The 16,298-nt window shown below is 72.4% G+C and carries 15 protein-coding genes; 8 read left to right on the top strand and 7 right to left on the bottom strand.

The features are described 5' to 3' along the window. Positions 1-98 precede the first annotated feature (98 nt). Positions 99-920 (top strand): thioredoxin domain-containing protein, encoded by an 822-nt coding sequence (locus ACR68M_RS31605; protein ID WP_441247576.1) that lies wholly within the window; start codon positions 99-101, stop codon positions 918-920. A gap of 5 nt (positions 921-925) precedes the next feature. Further along, positions 926-1,510 (top strand): vitamin K epoxide reductase family protein, encoded by a 585-nt coding sequence (locus tag ACR68M_RS31600; protein ID WP_441247575.1) that lies wholly within the window; start codon positions 926-928, stop codon positions 1,508-1,510. 159 nt (positions 1,511-1,669) lie between these two features. Here ACR68M_RS31600 and ACR68M_RS31595 read toward each other — a convergent pair whose 3' ends face one another. Continuing rightward, positions 1,670-2,350 carry a TetR family transcriptional regulator gene (locus ACR68M_RS31595; protein ID WP_441247574.1) on the bottom strand — a complete coding sequence of 227 codons (681 nt, stop codon included), beginning with the start codon at positions 2,348-2,350 and terminating at the stop codon, positions 1,670-1,672. Between the two features lie 58 nt (positions 2,351-2,408). On the opposite strand from ACR68M_RS31595, the gene ACR68M_RS31590 reads away from it, so the two are divergent. Together ACR68M_RS31590 and ACR68M_RS31585 are read left to right on the top strand one after the other, a co-directional pair. Beyond that, a complete protein-coding gene (locus ACR68M_RS31590) occupies positions 2,409-3,314 on the top strand; it encodes an SDR family NAD(P)-dependent oxidoreductase (RefSeq protein WP_441247573.1) in 906 nt (301 codons plus the stop codon). A gap of 338 nt (positions 3,315-3,652) precedes the next feature. Beyond that, entirely contained in the window at positions 3,653-4,141 is a 489-nt protein-coding gene (locus ACR68M_RS31585; protein ID WP_441247572.1) for an N-acetyltransferase family protein, read from the top strand. 4 nt (positions 4,142-4,145) lie between these two features. Here the strand turns inward: ACR68M_RS31585 and ACR68M_RS31580 are convergent, their stop codons facing one another. From ACR68M_RS31580 to ACR68M_RS31565, 4 genes are all read right to left on the bottom strand, one after another. Then, positions 4,146-4,352 carry a hypothetical protein gene (locus ACR68M_RS31580; RefSeq protein ID WP_441247571.1) on the bottom strand — a complete coding sequence of 69 codons (207 nt, stop codon included), beginning with the start codon at positions 4,350-4,352 and terminating at the stop codon, positions 4,146-4,148. A gap of 59 nt (positions 4,353-4,411) precedes the next feature. After that, entirely contained in the window at positions 4,412-5,458 is a 1,047-nt protein-coding gene (locus ACR68M_RS31575; protein WP_441247570.1) for an NAD(P)-dependent alcohol dehydrogenase, read from the bottom strand. Positions 5,459-5,546: 88 nt separating this feature from the next. Continuing rightward, entirely contained in the window at positions 5,547-6,377 is an 831-nt protein-coding gene (locus tag ACR68M_RS31570; RefSeq protein ID WP_441247569.1) for a DUF6585 family protein, read from the bottom strand. Positions 6,378-6,495: 118 nt separating this feature from the next. Further along, positions 6,496-8,601: an alpha-galactosidase gene (locus ACR68M_RS31565; RefSeq protein ID WP_441247568.1), complete on the bottom strand. Its 2,106-nt coding sequence runs from the start codon at positions 8,599-8,601 to the stop codon at positions 6,496-6,498. Between the two features lie 272 nt (positions 8,602-8,873). Between ACR68M_RS31565 and ACR68M_RS31560 the strand changes: the two genes are divergently transcribed. The 3 genes from ACR68M_RS31560 (at position 8,874) to ACR68M_RS31550 (ending at position 13,854) form a co-directional block, all read left to right on the top strand. Next, positions 8,874-11,774 (top strand): AAA family ATPase, encoded by a 2,901-nt coding sequence (locus tag ACR68M_RS31560; RefSeq protein ID WP_441247567.1) that lies wholly within the window; start codon positions 8,874-8,876, stop codon positions 11,772-11,774. A 163-nt stretch (positions 11,775-11,937) separates the two neighbouring features. Next, positions 11,938-13,614 carry a S53 family peptidase gene (locus ACR68M_RS31555; protein WP_441247566.1) on the top strand — a complete coding sequence of 559 codons (1,677 nt, stop codon included), beginning with the start codon at positions 11,938-11,940 and terminating at the stop codon, positions 13,612-13,614. A 54-nt stretch (positions 13,615-13,668) separates the two neighbouring features. Next, positions 13,669-13,854 carry a hypothetical protein gene (locus tag ACR68M_RS31550; protein ID WP_441247565.1) on the top strand — a complete coding sequence of 62 codons (186 nt, stop codon included), beginning with the start codon at positions 13,669-13,671 and terminating at the stop codon, positions 13,852-13,854. A 314-nt stretch (positions 13,855-14,168) separates the two neighbouring features. On the opposite strand, the gene ACR68M_RS31545 is transcribed toward ACR68M_RS31550, so the two are convergent. Together ACR68M_RS31545 and ACR68M_RS31540 are read right to left on the bottom strand one after the other, a co-directional pair. Beyond that, positions 14,169-14,651: a DUF6328 family protein gene (locus ACR68M_RS31545; RefSeq protein ID WP_441247564.1), complete on the bottom strand. Its 483-nt coding sequence runs from the start codon at positions 14,649-14,651 to the stop codon at positions 14,169-14,171. 50 nt (positions 14,652-14,701) lie between these two features. Next, a complete protein-coding gene (locus tag ACR68M_RS31540; RefSeq protein ID WP_441247563.1) occupies positions 14,702-15,658 on the bottom strand; it encodes an NmrA/HSCARG family protein in 957 nt (318 codons plus the stop codon). 274 nt (positions 15,659-15,932) lie between these two features. On the opposite strand from ACR68M_RS31540, the gene ACR68M_RS31535 reads away from it, so the two are divergent. After that, on the top strand, positions 15,933-16,286 hold the full coding sequence (locus tag ACR68M_RS31535; RefSeq protein WP_441251763.1) for an ATP-binding protein: 354 nt from the start codon (positions 15,933-15,935) through the stop codon (positions 16,284-16,286). Positions 16,287-16,298: the final 12 nt, after the last annotated feature.

Here is a 16,298-nt window from a genome sequence, read left to right as displayed (position 1 = left end):
TCCGTCGGCTCGCCATCAGCCCGTAGCCGGTATCCCCGAGGCACGCCCCCCGCGCCGAGCGCGGCCGCGCGGCATGCCCACACCCCAGGAGCATCTCCATGAGCACGTCCCAGCAGCCCACCGCCCAGCCGAAGCAGACCGCGCGCGAGCGCCTGGCGGAGGCCCACCGCGTCGAGGCCCACGCCGCCGCACGCCGCCGCCGGGTCACCATCGCCGTGTCGGCGGCCGCCGTCCTCGCCCTGGTGGGCGGCACGGCGGTGGCCATCTCCACCGCGAGCGACAACACCGGCAGCGGCTCCGACCGGGCGGCGGTCTCGTCCGCCCCCGTCGTGACGCCGGCGAACGCCTCCGGCACCGACGGCACGGTCGTCGTCTACGGCCGCGCCGACGCCCCGCACACGCTCAAGGTGTACGAGGACTTCCGCTGCCCGGTCTGCCGTGTCCTGGAGGAGTCGGCCGGCAAGACCATGCAGCAGCTCGCCGACAACGGCACGTACAAGATCGAGTACCACCTCGCGGCCTTCCTCGACAACGGCCTCGGCGGCAAGGGCTCGATGACGGCACTGGCCGCCGCCGGCGCAGCACTCAACGAGGGCCCCGACAAGTTCAAGCAGTTCCACGACGTGCTCTACGCGAACCAGCCGGAGGAGCGGGTCGACGGCTTCGGCGACGTCAACCACCTGCTCGACCTCGCGGGCAAGGTCCCGGGCCTGAAGACCGACGCCTTCACCAAGGCCGTCACCGAGGGCACCTACCGCCCCTGGGCCGCCAAGGTCGCCGAGAGCTTCAACTCAAGCGGCGTCCGCGGCACCCCGACGGTGCTGCTCGACGGCAAGCAGCTCGACGTCTTCGACGGCCAGGGCAAGCCCGTCACCGCCGACCAGTACACCGCCCTGATCCGCCAGCACACCGGCGGCTGACCACCATGACGACGACGTCCCCGACCACCACGGCGGCCCCAGCCGTCTCGACGGCCTCGCGGCCGTTCGCCTGGTTGGTGCTGATCTGCGGCGCGCTGGGCCTGGCCGCCTCCGCCGTCCTGACGGTGGACAAGATCCGCCTGCTCCAGGACCCCGCCTACACCCCGAGCTGCAACATCAACCCGGTGATCAGCTGCGGTTCGGTCATGCGCACCGACCAGGCCTCCGCCTTCGGCTTCCCCAACTCACTGATCGGCCTGGCGGCCTTCGGCGCCGTCCTGGCCGTCGGAGCGGGGCTGCTGGCGGGGGCCACCTACCGGCGGTGGTTCTGGCTGGGCCTGCAGCTCGGCACGGTGCTCGGCCTCGGCTTCACCTGCTGGCTGATCCACCAGGCCCTGTACGAGATCGGCGCGCTCTGCCCGTACTGCATGGTGGTCTGGGCCGTCGTCCTCCCCCTCTGCTGGTACACCACCCTCCACAACCTCGGCCGCAGACCCCGCTACCACTGGGTCGTCCCGGCCCTCTGGTACGTCGGGACAGCCCTGCTGATCCTCAACCGTTTCTGGTACTTCTGGAGGACGCTGATCTGACCCACGCCGACCTGCGTCAATGGGATTGCCCTGCTTCATCGGGCGTCCTTCGGGCACATCGTCGCGTCTTACGCCACGCGGCCGGCGAGACCCCGCCGGCCGCTGCGTGCTCCACCGACGACAGAGCCGCTCTGGCACCTCCACAAGACTCGTTGCTTCTCAGCGCCGTGAAGCGCCGCTTCGGCGCCCCGCGGTGATCCCGTCCAGCATCGCCGTCAGGAGCCGCGCCAGCCGCGGCTCGACGTCCACGATCGCGTGCGCCAGCCGCAGATCGGCGCGATAGAGCGCAGCGACCTCGGGCCCCGGTGTCGCGATCTGCCAGAACGAGCCGGCCATCGACGTCGCGGCAGCCATCAGGTCCACGCCGTCGGCCTCGGTCAGCTCCGGCAGCCGCGCGCGGACCGCGGTGACGATCGCGTCGACTGCGGCCAGGGTCACCAGCTTGAACTCGCGCACCGCTTCGACCGAGACGTTGCGCTCGAGGTTCATCGGCGCCTGCGCGAGCAGGTCGCAGAACATGCCGCGGGCCGAGAGGGTGCGGGCGAAGGCGGCGGCCACGCCGGCCGTGTCGCCGTCGGCGGCGTGGTCGATCTCGGCGCACAGGGCCGGCGTCCACTCCTGCCAGTCGGCCGCGGTCAGGCGCAGGAAGATCTCCTCCCGCGTCTCGAAGTACCGCAGCAGCGCGGACTTGTGCATGCCTACGGCCGCAGCGATGTCGGTCAGCGTGACCTGCCGGATGCCGTGCTCGGCGCCCAGGGTCCGGGCGGCGTCCAGGATGGCGGCCTCCCGCTGTTGCTTGGCCTGCGGGGACCGGGCGCGCTGGAAGTCGGTGGTGTCCACGGACTCACCTTAGCGCAACAGGGTTGCACTATTAACGAAACAGTGTTTTGCTAAGCGCATGACCGAAGACACGACCGCGAACACGACCGGCGCCACGCAGCAGACCTGGTTCATCACCGGCTCCTCCCGCGGCTTCGGCCGCGCCCTCGTACGCGCCGCCCTGGAAGCGGGCGACACCGTGGCGGCGACGGCCCGCAGGCCCGAGCAACTCGGCGACCTGGTCGCCGAGTTCGGCGACCGGATCGCCCTGATCGCGCTCGACGTGACCGACCCCGGAGCCGCGCAGGCGGCGCTGGAGGAGACCCGGAAGCGCTTCGGGCGGATCGACGTGCTCGTCAACAACGCCGGTTACGCCAACGTCTCCCCGATCGAGACCACCGACGACGAGGACTTCCGCACCCAGTTCGAGACCAACTTCTGGGGCGTCTACAACGTCACCAAGGCGGCGATCCCCCTACTGCGCGAGCAGGGCGGCGGGCTGGTCGTCCAGTTCTCCTCCATGGGCGGCCGCGTCGGCGGCTCCCCGGGCATCGCCTCCTACCAGGCCGCGAAGTTCGCGATCGACGGCTTCAGCCGGGTGCTGCGCACGGAGACCGAGCCGTTCGGGGTCCGGGTCCTGGTCGTCGAGCCGAGCGGATTCCGCACCGACTGGGCCGGCTCCTCGATGACCGTGCACGACGTGCCCGAGGGCTACGAGAGCACTGTCGGCACGATCAACCGGCGCATCCGGCAGAGCACCGAAGGCCCGGCCGGGGACCCGGTGCGCGCCGCGGAGATCCTGGTGCGGATGGCAAAGCGCCGCGACATCCCGACCAACCTCGCGCTCGGCGTGACGGCCTCGGAGGGGTCCATCGCCCAAGACCGGCGGTTGCTGGCGCAGGACGAGAAGTGGAGCACCGTCGGGCGGTCCGCAGACTTCGCCGAGGCCTACCCGGCGAACTTCCCGGCGGACGCGACCGCCTAGCAGGCGGGCTCTCGGCTGCGGCAATGCCGGCGAAGGCGCCGAAGTGATCGGCCTTGCGTTCGTAGCGGCGGTGCAGCCGACCTAAGCCGCCGAGCCCGGCGGTTGACCACCCGTCGGTGGCGGCCGAGGCGCTGGGAGGAGGCGCTGGTCCACTTCTGGCCGCGTGCGCCTTTGGCCTTCCGGCTAGGCGGACATCGCCGTCCGTCCCCTAGGTCCGCTCAGGTCCGCTCCAACTGCACGGTCCATGGCAACGTGATCCGGCTGGCCGCCTTGCCCTCGCCGGAGAAACGACTTGCCCGTGCGGTGGATGGTGCGGCAGGGTCCGCCCCATGCTTGAAATGCGAACTCTTCGGTCCGACGACTGGCAGCTCTGGCGCGAGCTCCGCCTCACCGCCCTTGCCGGGGCTCCCTATGCTTTCGGCTCCACTCTCGCGGACTGGCAGGGCGCGGGCGACCGCGAGGACCGGTGGCGCTCCCGCCTGGAGATTACCGGCGCCCTCGACCTGGTCGCCGTCCTCGACGGCACCCCCGTCGCCATGGCCAGCGGTGTCCCCTCGGACGGGGACCCGGTCGCCGCCGAGCTGATCTCCATGTGGGTCGCCCCCCAGGCCCGCGGCCGGGGCGTCGGCGACGGTCTGATCACCGAGATCGCCCGGTGGGCCGCAGAGGAGGGCTACGCCACCCTGAAGCTCGCCGTCATGCCCCACAACGACGCGGCCATCGCCCTCTACCGTCGCCACGGCTTCACCGACACCGACGAACCCGGCGACCTCCTCGACGACGGCGTCAGCCGGGAGCTCGTCCTGGCGAAGCCCCTGTCCCGCTAGTACTTCAGTGGTGGAGCGCGACCTGCCGCAGCGTCACCTGCATCGAACCGGCATACTGCCGCCCCTGGCCGTGCCGGCCCGCGCCGTGGACCAGCACGTCCTCGGCGCCGAGCTCTTCGAGCTCGGCGACCTGCTTCGTCTCGAACACACGAAGGTAGCGGTGGACGACCTCGACGTCGCGCTTGCTGACGGCTTCGGTTGAGTCGGGCATGGAAGGACCGTACCCATCGGCCGAGCGGGCTCGCCGGATGACGACGAGGGCGGAAGGCGTCAGATGGTGGCGGTGTCGATGACGAAGCGGTACCGGACGTCGCTGGCGAGGACGCGCTCGTAGGCCTCGTTGACCTGGTCCGCGCGGATCAGTTCGATCTCGGACGCGACGCCGTGCTCGGCGCAGAAGTCCAGCATCTCCTGGGTCTCGGCGATGCCGCCGATGCCCGAGCTGCTCATGCTGCGGCGGTTCCCGTTCAGCGACTGGAGGGTGATCTGCACCGGCTCCTCGGGAAGGCCGACGTTGACCATGGCGCCGTCGGTGCGAAGCAGCGCGAAGTAGGCCGCGAAGTCGAGCGGGGCGGAGACGGTGTTGATGATGAGGTCGAAGCGGCCCTTGAGCTGCTCGAAGGTCGCCGGGTCGGCGGTGGCGTGGTAGTCGTCGGCGCCGAGGCGCAGGCCGTCGTCCTTCTTGCGCAGGGACTGGGAGAGCACGGTCACCTCGGCGCCGAGCGCGTGGGCGAGCTGCACGCCCATGTGCCCGAGCCCGCCGAGGCCGACGACCGCGACCCGCCGCCCAGGGCCGGCGTTCCAGTGCCGCAGAGGCGAGTACGTGGTGATGCCCGCGCAGAGCAGCGGGGCCGCCACGTCGAGGGCGAGGGCGTCGGGGATCCGGACGACGAAGTGCTGGTCCACCACGACCTGCTGCGAGTAGCCGCCGTACGTGGGCTGCCCGTCCTTGCCGATGGCGTTGTACGTCCAGACCGGGCCGCCCCCGGTGCAGTACTGCTCCAGGCCGGCCTGGCAGTTGTCGCACGCGCGGCAGGAGTCGACCATGCAGCCGACGCCGACCCGGTCGCCGACCGCGTGCGCCGTGACGCCGGTGCCGACCTCGGACACGACCCCGGTGATCTCGTGGCCGGGGACCATCGGGAAGACCGCCGCGCCCCAGCCGGCCCTGGCCTGGTGGATGTCGGAGTGGCAGATGCCGACGAAGGCGATGTCGATCAGGACGTCGTGCTCGCCGACGGGGCGGCGCTCGATGGTGGTGCGCTCGAGCGGAGCCCCGGCGGCGGGTGCGGCGTAGGCGGCGACGGTGATGGTCATGCGGCTTCGCTTCCTTCGGGGTGGAGTGCTGTCAGCAGTTCGACAGTACTCGGCGACCGGCCCGGTGGACGGTCAGCCCGGTGGACGGTCACCCCGCCTGGCCACGGGCGGCTGCCAGCTGGTGGGCGGCCAGCGCCTGGAGGACGAAGAAGTTGGGGACGGAGCTGACGGTGGTGCCGGCGAGGCTGCTCCACCGTCCGGCCACCCGGACGTGGAAGGCGCCGTCCTTCACCTGGACCTCCTCGACCTGCGTCCACGGCACGGAGTTCTTCCGGGCGCCGATCTCCTCCCGGGTCAGCCAGAGCGGGCCGAACTCCACCCGCTCACCGGCCCGGAGCCGGGCGAGGGCCTCCGGGAGGCGGGCGTCGGTGACGGCCTGCTGGATCGCCGGGCCCCACTCCGGGGCGCCGGCGAAGTCCCGGGCGAGCTCCGGCTTCGGCATGGTGGCCAGGGCGAGGGCGTCCATCCGGCCGCCGACGCCGTCGCGCAGCACCACGCACTTCCCGTTGGTGTCGGTCAGCAGGTACGCGTAGGTGGTGCGCAGGGTCTGCCCGTGCTGGGTGTGGCGGACGAGGTGCTGCAGCACGGTGGCCTCGGTGTACCGGACGGCCCAGGTCCGCTCGGGGGTGGCCACGGTGAGCCCGCGCTCGAACAGGTCGAGGCGGGCGCCCTCGTTGAGGTCGGCGGTGCGGCTGCCGACCGCGAGGGAGAACAGGCACATCAGCAACGGCAGGCCGGTCACCGCCGCCAGCAGCGGTGCACTGCTCACGGCGCCCAGCACCGTCAGGACCGCCAGCACCGCCGCCGCGATGCCGATGCCGCGCAGATTGCGCTTCTGGGTGGCGGCCATCGACTGGTACGCCGCTCGGTGTGCCCCCAGCCCCTCCCGCGCCGCCGCGTCCACGTTCTGCTCGTTCACTGTGCCCCCCGACCGACCACCACCGGACCCTGACTTCTTGTCAGACGCCGGACAAGTGAGAACGGTTCGCCGCGTCGGCCAGGTGGCCGACGCGGCGAACCGGGTCAGGAAGGACGGGTCAGGACAGCACGGTCCAGCTCTGGCCGGCGGCCGAGGAGTTGGCCGGTTCGGTCATGCCGTTGGAGCCGACCGAGGTACCGGCCACGTCCAGGGTCAGGCCGTTGCCCACGTTGGTGATGGTGAGGGCGCCCGCGGCGTTCTGGGCGACCTTCCACTTCTGCCAGGGGTTGTTGGCGCCCGGGTTGAGCAGGTACGCGGTGCCGACCCCGCCACCGGCGGCGAGCACGGTGTGGCTCTGCGCGGCGGTGTAGCAGTTGGTGCTGATCGTCACGGTGCCGTCGGCGTTCGGCGCGAAGAGCCACTGCTGGGCGGCGTTGCCGCTCTGGTAGGCGTTGATGTCGGAGTTGCCGCCGGCGTTCGCGTAGCAGCCGCCCTGGATCTCCAGGGCCTGGCCGCCGGTGCCGCCCGCGCTGATCGCGTGGTACCTGCCGTCACCGACGATGCCCGGCTGGGTGGTGCCGCCGCCAGTTCCGCCGCCGGAGCCGGCGCCGCTGATCCGCAGCAGCGTGGTGCCGTGGGCGGGTATCCAGCTGCCGCCGATGGTGCCGGTGGTGGTCCCGGTGGCGCCGGTCCAGACGTCCTTGTAGCTGTACGAGGAGCCGGTCAGGCCGAGCTGACCGAGGGTCACGCTGGGCATCGCCCAGTTGCCCGGGTCCTGGTTGATCAGCGCGACGGCGAGGTCACCGTTGGCGAGGGTGCGCTTGAGGATCACCGGGGCGGTCTGCGAGGCGGGGTAGTTCGGCATGGTGCCGACCAGGGTGGCAGGCTTGGCCAGCGAGTCCTGGTCGATGGAGATCACGTCGGGGTTCTTCATGATCGCCAGCGCCGAGGAGTTGATCCCGGTGGACCAGGTGTAGCCGTTCGCGCTGTGCTGGGCGTCGGCGGCGGCCCGCAGGTCGGCGCCGGAGATGAGCGGGGCGGCCATCATCGACAGCACGGACAGCTCGGTGCGCGACTCGTCGTCGGTGAACGGCTTGTTGCCCTTGTAGGTGTCGGTGACACCCCAGACGCCGTTCACGTCCTGCCAGCCGGCGAACATCATGTCCAGGTCGTTCCAGCTGCCGGGGTGCACGTTGCCCGGGTACTGGAGGGCGGTGCGCAGCTGGCCGTTGTACAGCACGCCGTCGAGCTCGCTGTCGCGGTCACCGCCGATGCGGCACATGTTGGCGACCTGGCCGCACCAGACGCCGGTCGGGGAGTAGCCCGGGGCCTGGTGGGCCGGGGTGGGGCCCGCCGCGAGGATCACCGGGTCGGTGCGGGCCGGGTCGTTGGCGTTCAGCAGGTACGGGATGCCGGTGTGCGCGGGCTGGGCCGAGAGGCTCAGGGTGACCTTCGGCTTGCCCTGGGCGGCGGTCGCCGCGTCGAGGGCACGCTGGAAGGTCTGGGTGCGGGCGTAGATGGACTGGGTGAGCTCCTTGCCCTGGCCCTGCGGGTAGTACGCGTAGCCGTCGGGCCCGTAGATGGTGGGGCCGTAGGGGCAGTCGTCGTACTTCACGAAGTCGACGCCCCAGTTGATGAAGTCCGTGGCGTCGACCGACTCGTGGCCCAGGCTGCCGGGGTGGCCCTGGCAGGTGGTGTAGGTGTCGGTGGCGTACAGGCCGAACTTCATGCCCTTGCTGTGCGCGTACCAGCTCAGGTACTGGATGCCGTTGAGCGTCTGGCCGTTCACGACCTGGTTCGGGAAGTTGCGCGGGTCGGGCACCAGGTGGCCGCTGGTGGTGTCGTTGCCGTTGCCGTCGGTGCCGGAGACCGGGTTGCCGTTGTTGTCGTAGAGCTGCATCGCGCCTTCGCCGGTCTTGGCGAAGTCCGTGGTCTGGCCGTCGCGGTGGCGGTTCGACCAGCCGTCGTCGATGGTGACGGTGTTGTACCCGGCGTGGACCAGGCCGTTGGCGGACATGAAGTCGATGGTCTGCTTGACCTGCTGCTGGTTGACCTGGGTGCCGAGGCTGTTCCAGGAGTTCCAGCCCATCGGCGGGGTGAGGGCGTTGCCGTTGCCGAGGGCGGCGGCGGGGGTGGCCGCGCCCAGGGTCAGGGCACCGAGACCCGAGGCGGCCAGCGCCAGGGTGGCGAGCGCGCCGGTCAGGCGGCGGTGGAGAGAGGGCATGGGGGCTCCAACGTGGGGGGACCGCCGTCCCGGCGGTGGTGCCATACGATATTGCACCCATCAAGACCAAACAAGAGTCAACACAATCGATCGTCAGAAGAGCGGACGGTCGGACCCGCGGCGTGACCGCACCACGAACGGGCATGAAGTCTCTGTTTCGAACACACCCGCACACCCGGTGCGTTGTTGACGCCATGCCACTCGGACGGCTGGGATGAACAGCCGTCGGCCCCGGCCGCGAGTGCCCGCAGCTGACAGGGGAGGACGACGAGATGCCCAGCACCGTGACGGACGAGCCACAGCACAGAGGCGGTTCTCTCCGGCTCTCCCCCAGCCGGGAGGCCCTCCTGCGCAGCGCAGCAGAGCGGCTCGCACGGCACGGCTCGCTGCTGCTGCACGGGCCGGGCGGGATCGGCCGCACCACCCTCGTCCGGGCGCTGGCCGCCCGCACCGGCTGGGCCGTACTGCACTGCACGCCCGACGCGACCGAACGCCACCTGCCCTTCGTCGGCCTGGTCGACCTCCTCGACCACCTCCCCCGGGCCGGCACCGACCTCGACACCGCCCTCGCCGCGCTGCCCCCGCAGCCCCGCGCGGCACTGCGCACCGCCCTGCTGCGCGGCGAACCGGCCACCGACCCGCACGATCTGCTCTCGCTCCACCTGGCCGTGTCGGGCGTGCTCCGGGCCGCCGCCGAAACCCGGCCGCTCCTGCTGCTCGTGGACGGCCTGCAGTGGCTGGACGCGCCCACCGCCGAGCTGCTGGCCTTCCTCGCCCGACGCACCGAGGGCACGGGCCTGCGGTTGCTGGCGACCGAGCGCACACCCTGGTCCACCGCGCCGCGTCACCTCGGGCTCTGCCCGCCCGGCACCCACGCCCTGGCGGTGCCGCCGCTCGACCCGGCCGACCTCGCCGACCTGCTCGCCACAGACCCCGAAGCAGCCCACGCCGGGTCGACCCGGGCCGCCCTCCACGAGCTCCACCGTCTCGCCGGTGGCAACCCGCTCCATGCTCTCGAACTGGCCCGGTCCGGCCACCGGCAGTCACCCGGCTCGCTGCCGGCCGTGCCCGAGCGGCTCCGCACGCTGCTGCTGGAGCCACTCACCGCCGTCTCCCCGGCGGCCCGGCACGCCCTGCTCCTCGTCAGCGCCGCCTCGCACCCGACCCTCGACCTGCTCCGGGCGGCCGGGGTGCCGTCCCCCGGGCCCGCCCTCGCCGAACCCCTCCGCCTCGGCGCCCTGACGCACGCCCCGGACGCCACCCTCCGGTTCGGCCACCCGTTGCTCCGCGCCGCCGTACTCGCCGACGCCGCACCGTCCGACCGGCTCGCCGCCCACGCGGCCCTGGCCGCCGCCACCCAGGACCCGTTCGAACGCGCCCGCCAGCTGGCCCAGGCGAACCCCGACCCGGACGAAGCCCTCGCCCAGGCCCTCAGTGCGGCCGCCGACCGGGCACCGGACCTGCGGACGGCGTACGAGCTCACCGCCCTCGCCGCCGCCCGCACACCCCGCTCCACCCCTGCAGCCGCCTCGGCCCGCTGGGGCCGCCTCCTCAACGCCGCCGAGCGGGCGGCGGGCGCGGGCCTCCCCGGCGAGACCCGCACACTCGCCCTCCAGGTCCTGCACGCCCCCCGACCCGCCGAGGCCCACCCGGCCTCCACCGGCGCGCCCACTCTCCAGCAGCGCACCGAGGCCCGGCTGCTCCTGCTGCGCACGTTCGCCGAGGCCCTCACCACCACCGCCCCCGCCGAGTTGATCGAACAGGGCCTCGCCGAGAGCGCCCCGCACCCCACCCTGCACGCTGCCCTCCGCCACTGGGCGGCCGCGCGGGCCCTCCAGGCCGGGCAGACCTCCCTGGCAGTCGACCATGCGGAGTTCGCCGCCCGAGCCGGGGACCGCCCCACCCGGGTGGCCGCGCTCGGGCTGCTCACCACCGCCCACTCGCTGCGCGGTGAACCCCACCAGGCCGGACAGGCGCTCGACCAGGCCCGGACGCTGGCCGTCGACCTCCCGCCGACCCACCGGCTCCACCACGACCTGCTGCGCCTGGGCGCCCAGCTCTCCCTCGAAACCGGCCGGCTCCCGACCGCCCGCCGACAGCTCGACCGCCTGGCCGACCTCCCCGGCGCCACCTTCGCGGGCCGGGCCGAGGCACACCTCCCCCTCCTTCGGCTCCACATCGCCACCGGGGCCTGCGAGCCCGCACTCACCACGGCACGCTCCTACCTGCGGCTCACCGCCGACGGCCCGCCGACGGACGGCAACACCGCCCTGGACGAGCCCTCGGCCCCCGAGCCGGGCACCCCGGCCGCCGCCCTGTACGCCATCGCCCTCGCCCAACTCGTCGGCGGCCGCCTCGACCAGGCGATCCGCTTCGCCACCGCCGCCGTGCACAGCTGCACCACCGACGGCCACCAGCTGCTCCTCGTGCACGCACTGGACGTCCTCGCCCGGTCCCACCTCCTCGAAACCGGCCCGGTCGGCGCCGCCACGGCCGTCGAGGCGCTCCAACTCGCGCGCGGTCTGGGCCAGTCGATGGAGGCCGCCGACACCGCGGCGGTCCTCCGCCTGGCCGCCCTCGTCGAGGGCCTGGTCACGCTGGGCGAACATCCCGAGGCCGCCCAGGTGTTGGCCGAGGCCCGAGCGCTGCTCGCCCTGCACCCCGCTGACTCCCCCGCCGACTCCGCCGACGACTCCCCTGCCCTGGCGGCCGTCCGCCGCGCCGAGGCGCTGCTGCTGGCCGCCACCGGCCACACCACCGAGGCGGCCGGGCTGCTCCGTACGGCGCTCTCCCGACTCACCGCTCCTCAGCACCCGTTGGAGCGCGTTGCCACCCTGGTCGCCCTCGGCTCCGTGGAGCGCCGCGCCCGGCGCCGGGCCGCCGCGCGGGCGGCCCTGACCGAGGCCCGGGAGATCTGCGTCCAGCACCGCGCCCTCCCGCTCCTGTACCGCGTCGAGCGCGAGCTCGACCGGGCCGGTGACCGTACGGGCCCGGACGCGGCCGAACTCACCACCGGAGAACGGCGGGTGGCCGGTCTGGTCGCCGACGGGGCGACCAACCGGGAGGTCGCCGCCGCGCTGTTCATGAGCGTGAAGACCGTCGAGGGCACGCTCTCCCGGGTCTACCGCAAGCTCGGGGTCCGCTCCCGCACCGCGCTCGCGCGCACGCTCTGATGGACACCCCGGGTTCACAGGACAGGCAAGGGTAACCCCGCTTTTGACGGCGGCTCGCCATTCCTAGAGTTGTCCGCATCGAGTCAAGAAGTACACAACTCACCGACGCGGCACGGCTACCGCCGTCCCCGGCCGCGTCTCCCACCCCGTCCCAGGAGGACCCGTGAAGCCCCGCCTTCGCCCCATCGTCGGTCTGCTCGCCGCCCCGCTGCCGATCATCGCCCTCGCTGCCTCCCCGGTCTTCGCCGCGACCTCGGCCGACTCCTCGGGCTCCCCCGCCGCCGACCGCTCGGCCTCCGCCGGCCTGCGCGGTGACCTGCTCCCGGCGGTGAGCCACTCCATCCGCACCGGCCAGGTGGCGGCCGACCGCCGGATATCCGTGGCGGTCAGCCTCAACCAGCGGGACGCGGCCGGCCTCGACACCTTCCTGGCCAAGGTCACCGACCCCAAGTCGGCCCAGTACCAGCACTACCTGACGGTGGACCAGTTCGCCGAGCGCTTCGGCGCCGCCCCGGCCACCGTGGCCAAGGTCTCCGACTACCTCGAAACCCAGGGCCTGACGGTCGGCCCGGTCACCGCCAACCGCCTCACCATCGAGGCCACCGGCACCGCCGCCCAGATCCAGCGGGCCTTCGGCACCAGCCTGGCCACCTTCCACGACCCGTCCGCCGGGCAGGACTTCTTCGCCAACACCACCGCCCCGGTGCTGCCCGCCGAGATCGCCTCCGTGGTGAGCGACGTCTCGGGCCTCAACAACTACGCCAAATACAGCCACCACGCCTCCGCCAAGAAGGCCGACCCGGACGCCGTCACCCGCGCCCCCAGCGGCCTCAGCCCGACCAAGGCCCGCTCGGCCTACAACCTGACCTCCACGCTCGGCGCCGGCTACACCGGCAAGGGCACCACCGTCGCCCTGCTGGAGTTCTCCGCCTTCAAGCAGTCCAACATCGCCGCCTACGACAAGTACAACTCGCTGACCCCCTCGACCCCGGTGGTGGTCGGCGCGGGCGGCGGCACCACCGACCTCTCCGGCGAGGACGAGGTGGAGCTCGACATCGAGGTCGTCCAGGCGCTCGCTCCGGGTGCCGCGATCAAGGTGTACGAGGCGCCGAACAGCGACGCCGGCGAGGCCGCGGTCTACGCCAAGCTGGTCAGCGACAACGTCCCGGTTATCTCGATCAGTTGGGGCATCTACGAGACGGGCGAGACGGCGAGCAACCGCGTCGCGGTCGACACCGACCTCAAGGAGGCGGCCGCCCAGGGGCAGTCCGTCTACGCGGCCTCGGGCGACAGCGGCTCCGACGACGCGGGCAACGGCGGCACCTCCGTCGACTTCCCGGCAGCCGACCCGTGGGTGACGGGCACCGGCGGCACCAACCTCAAGACGTCCTCCTCGGGCGCCTGGAGCAGCGAGACCGGCTGGTCCGGCAGTGGTGGCGGCGTCTCCTCCGTCTTCGCCACCCCCAGCTACCAGACCGGCGTCAACACCACCGGCCACCGCGCCGTGCCGGACGTCGCCGCCGTCGCCGACCCGGCCACCGGCTGGGCGATCTACACCCAGGGCGCCTGGTACACCTTCGGCGGCACCAGCGCCGCCGCCCCGAACTGGGCGGCCTTCACCGCCGTCTACAACAGCGAGGCGGCCGCAAAGGGCAAGCCCGCCTTCGGCTTCGCCAACGGCACCATCTACTCCCTGGGCGGCTCCTCCTCCTACGCCTCGGCCTTCCACGACGTCACCAGCGGCAGCAACGGCGCCTACAAGGCCGCCGCCGGCTTCGACAAGGTGACCGGCTGGGGCTCGTACAACGGCGCCAACCTCCTCAAGGCCAAGCTCGGCTGACCTCGCACCGCCTCGCCGGCAATCCCGGATCGCCCCCCGCGATCCGGGGCTGCCGTGCTGCCGGGCGCTCGCACCTGCGCGGCGCCGCCCTGCTGGTCGGGTCACCTGCACCTCTGCCGCTCGGCCGAGGCCGGGCCACTGGCAGCGGCGGCCGGCGAGGTCCTCGCCCTGGCCGGCGGGCCGCTCCGGGAGGGCTACCACCGGAGCTGGCACGGCGTCATCGAGTCGCTCGCCCGATGAGGCCCGACGAGCCGGGCGCGCCGGGTTCAGCGGGCCGGTTCGGCTACCGGGTTCTGGTGTGCACCGGACACGAAAGCGCGGATGTCGCCTGTCGCGTCCCGCAGGCCGGCGAAGTGCCGGTGCGCGCCGCCGACGGGAGCCGGGGCGTTGACACTCCACACGGTCATGCCGGCGTACAGCCCGGCCTGCACGCCGGAGGGGGCGTCCTCGTCCTCGAGTTCGTGCAGCGCGACCAGGCAGGCGTGCGGGCCCTGCCCGGCGCGACGATGGCGAACGTCTCCGTCGGCCGCGTCCGTAGTGACCTGCGTCGACGGTCAGGACCTCTTCAGCGCCCACGGCAGTACGAACCACAGGCCGGCGAACAGCAGGGCAGTGGCCGCCGTGATGGCGACGGCCGCGGTGCGGCCGAGCACGACGTCCATCAGGAGCAGGACGGCTCCGTTGAGAGCCAGGGCGAGGAAGAGCAGGCCGGTCTGGGTGAGCTTGGTGGACAGGGCCACGATCCGGCGCTTGGCGCCCCGGTGGAACAGGCCGCGATGCAGGGCCACCGGGGTGGCGAGGACGGCGGAGGACACGATGGTGAGCAGCAGGGTGGCGACGTAGATGTCCTGCTGGGTGCCGTCCAGCTGCGTGAAACGGGGTGTGAACGCCACACCGAGGAGGAAGGCGAAGACGATCTGCACGCCGGTCTGCAGGACCCGCAGCTCCTGGAGGAGCTCGACCAGGTTCCGGTCGGCTCGCTCGTCGGGTGTTTCGTGGCGTTCTGGATGTGGGGCGCGCTCGGGTTGTCCGGCCATGGATCTCACTCTCGGGCCGCAGCCGACCGGGCGCGAGCCGCGCTGGCCGTTCAGGTCCAGGCGGCGCTCAGCTGGTCGCGGTGGGTGGCGAGCCAGGCCGCGAACGACTGGAGCTCTGGGTTGAGGTCCCGGACGGCTTCGAGGTCGCGGGCGCTGGTGAAGTGGTCCTCGCAGTCGGCGTAGTACTGGAACATGTTCCCGGCCTCCTCCGCGCCGGGGAAGTCGAGCATGCGGAAGGCGTCCGGGCTCATGGGGAGGTACTTCATGGGGATGCCGGTGGCCTCGGTGATGGCTACGGCCATGTCGGCGACCCGCAGGTGTTCACCGGCGATGCTGACGGTGGCGCCGATGAGGTCGGTGCCGCGCCTGAGGATGGCGAGCGCGGTCTTGCCGATGTCGTCGACGGCGATGCCCGACAGCCGGCTCGTCCCCATCGGGATGGTGAGCAGCAGGGCACCGTCCGGGTCTCTGGTGGGGGAGAACATGCCGAGGAGGTTCTCCCAGTAGAAGGTGGAGCGCAGAAAGGTTGTGGGCACCGCGGCGTCGGCGAAGTAGTGGTCGGCTTCGGCCTTCGCGTCGAAGTGCGGGACGTTGTAGTTGCCCTGGAGCGTGGGCATGCGCGGGTCGTCGAGCGGGATGCACTCCCGGGTGTCCTCGAGGGTGGACCAGATGGCGTGCTGGATGCCGGCGTGTCCCGCCGCCTGGGCCAGGGCGGCTGCCTGGGCCTTCTCGCGCTCGGCGGACATGTGCTCCCAGAAGTTGGTCACCAGGTAGGCGCCGTACGCGCCCGCGAAGGCCGGGCCGAGGCTGGACGGGTCGTCCAGGTCCGCCCGGACGACTTCGGCTCCGCGCTGTTCGAGTTCCTTGGCGGTCTCGGAGTCGGGCGTGCGGGTGACGGCGCGCACGGTGAAGTCGGCGGCTTCGTCGGCGAGAATCGCTCTGGCCAGCGCGCCGCCTTGGGAGCCGGTCGCGCCGAAGACCGTGATGATTTTCTTGTGGGGCGTCATGTCCCTCTCCTTGTCGGTACTCGACGGGGAGTCGATATGTGGCGGGTTCCCCGGGCCTGACGGCTCTAACTTCATGCCGGGGTGGGATCGGCGCAACCGGACCCCAGGAACCGCCACCGGGCCTACCGGGAGCCTGCCGACCGTCCGTCGAGGTGTGAACCGGCGGACGGCGGGCATCTGCCAGACATCGGGGCTGCCTGCCGATCTGGGGGTGAAGCCCATGGTTGTGGCAGCACGGTGCGCCTGGCCCGACGGGCAGGTGCGCCGCTTGGACGTGTCCCGGGTGGAGCATCCGGTCACCGTTGCTCGGGCCTTCGCCGGGGACGTGCTCGCCGCCTGGCGCATCGGCGGGGCGGCGCGGGAGGACATCCTGCTGGTCGTCAGCGAGCTGGTCGCCAACGCCCGACTGCACGCCGACCGTCCCCATCGGGTCAGCCTGAGCCGGCGCGAGGGAGCGGTGCGGGTCGAGGTCACCGACCCCAGCCGCGCCCGGCCCGTGCGGCGCACGGCGACCCCGGGCCGCCCCGGCGGCTACGGCCTGCTCGTCGTCGAGCGGCTGGCCACCAGGTGGGGCAGCGACCTCGCGCCGTCCGGCAAGTCCGTCTGGGCCGAGTGCCCACTGCGGTGATTCCCCTCCCCG

It is taken from the genome of Kitasatospora sp. McL0602, assembly GCF_052076145.1.
Taxonomy (GTDB): domain Bacteria; phylum Actinomycetota; class Actinomycetes; order Streptomycetales; family Streptomycetaceae; genus Kitasatospora.
This window is presented reverse-complemented; position numbering and strand designations above follow the sequence as displayed.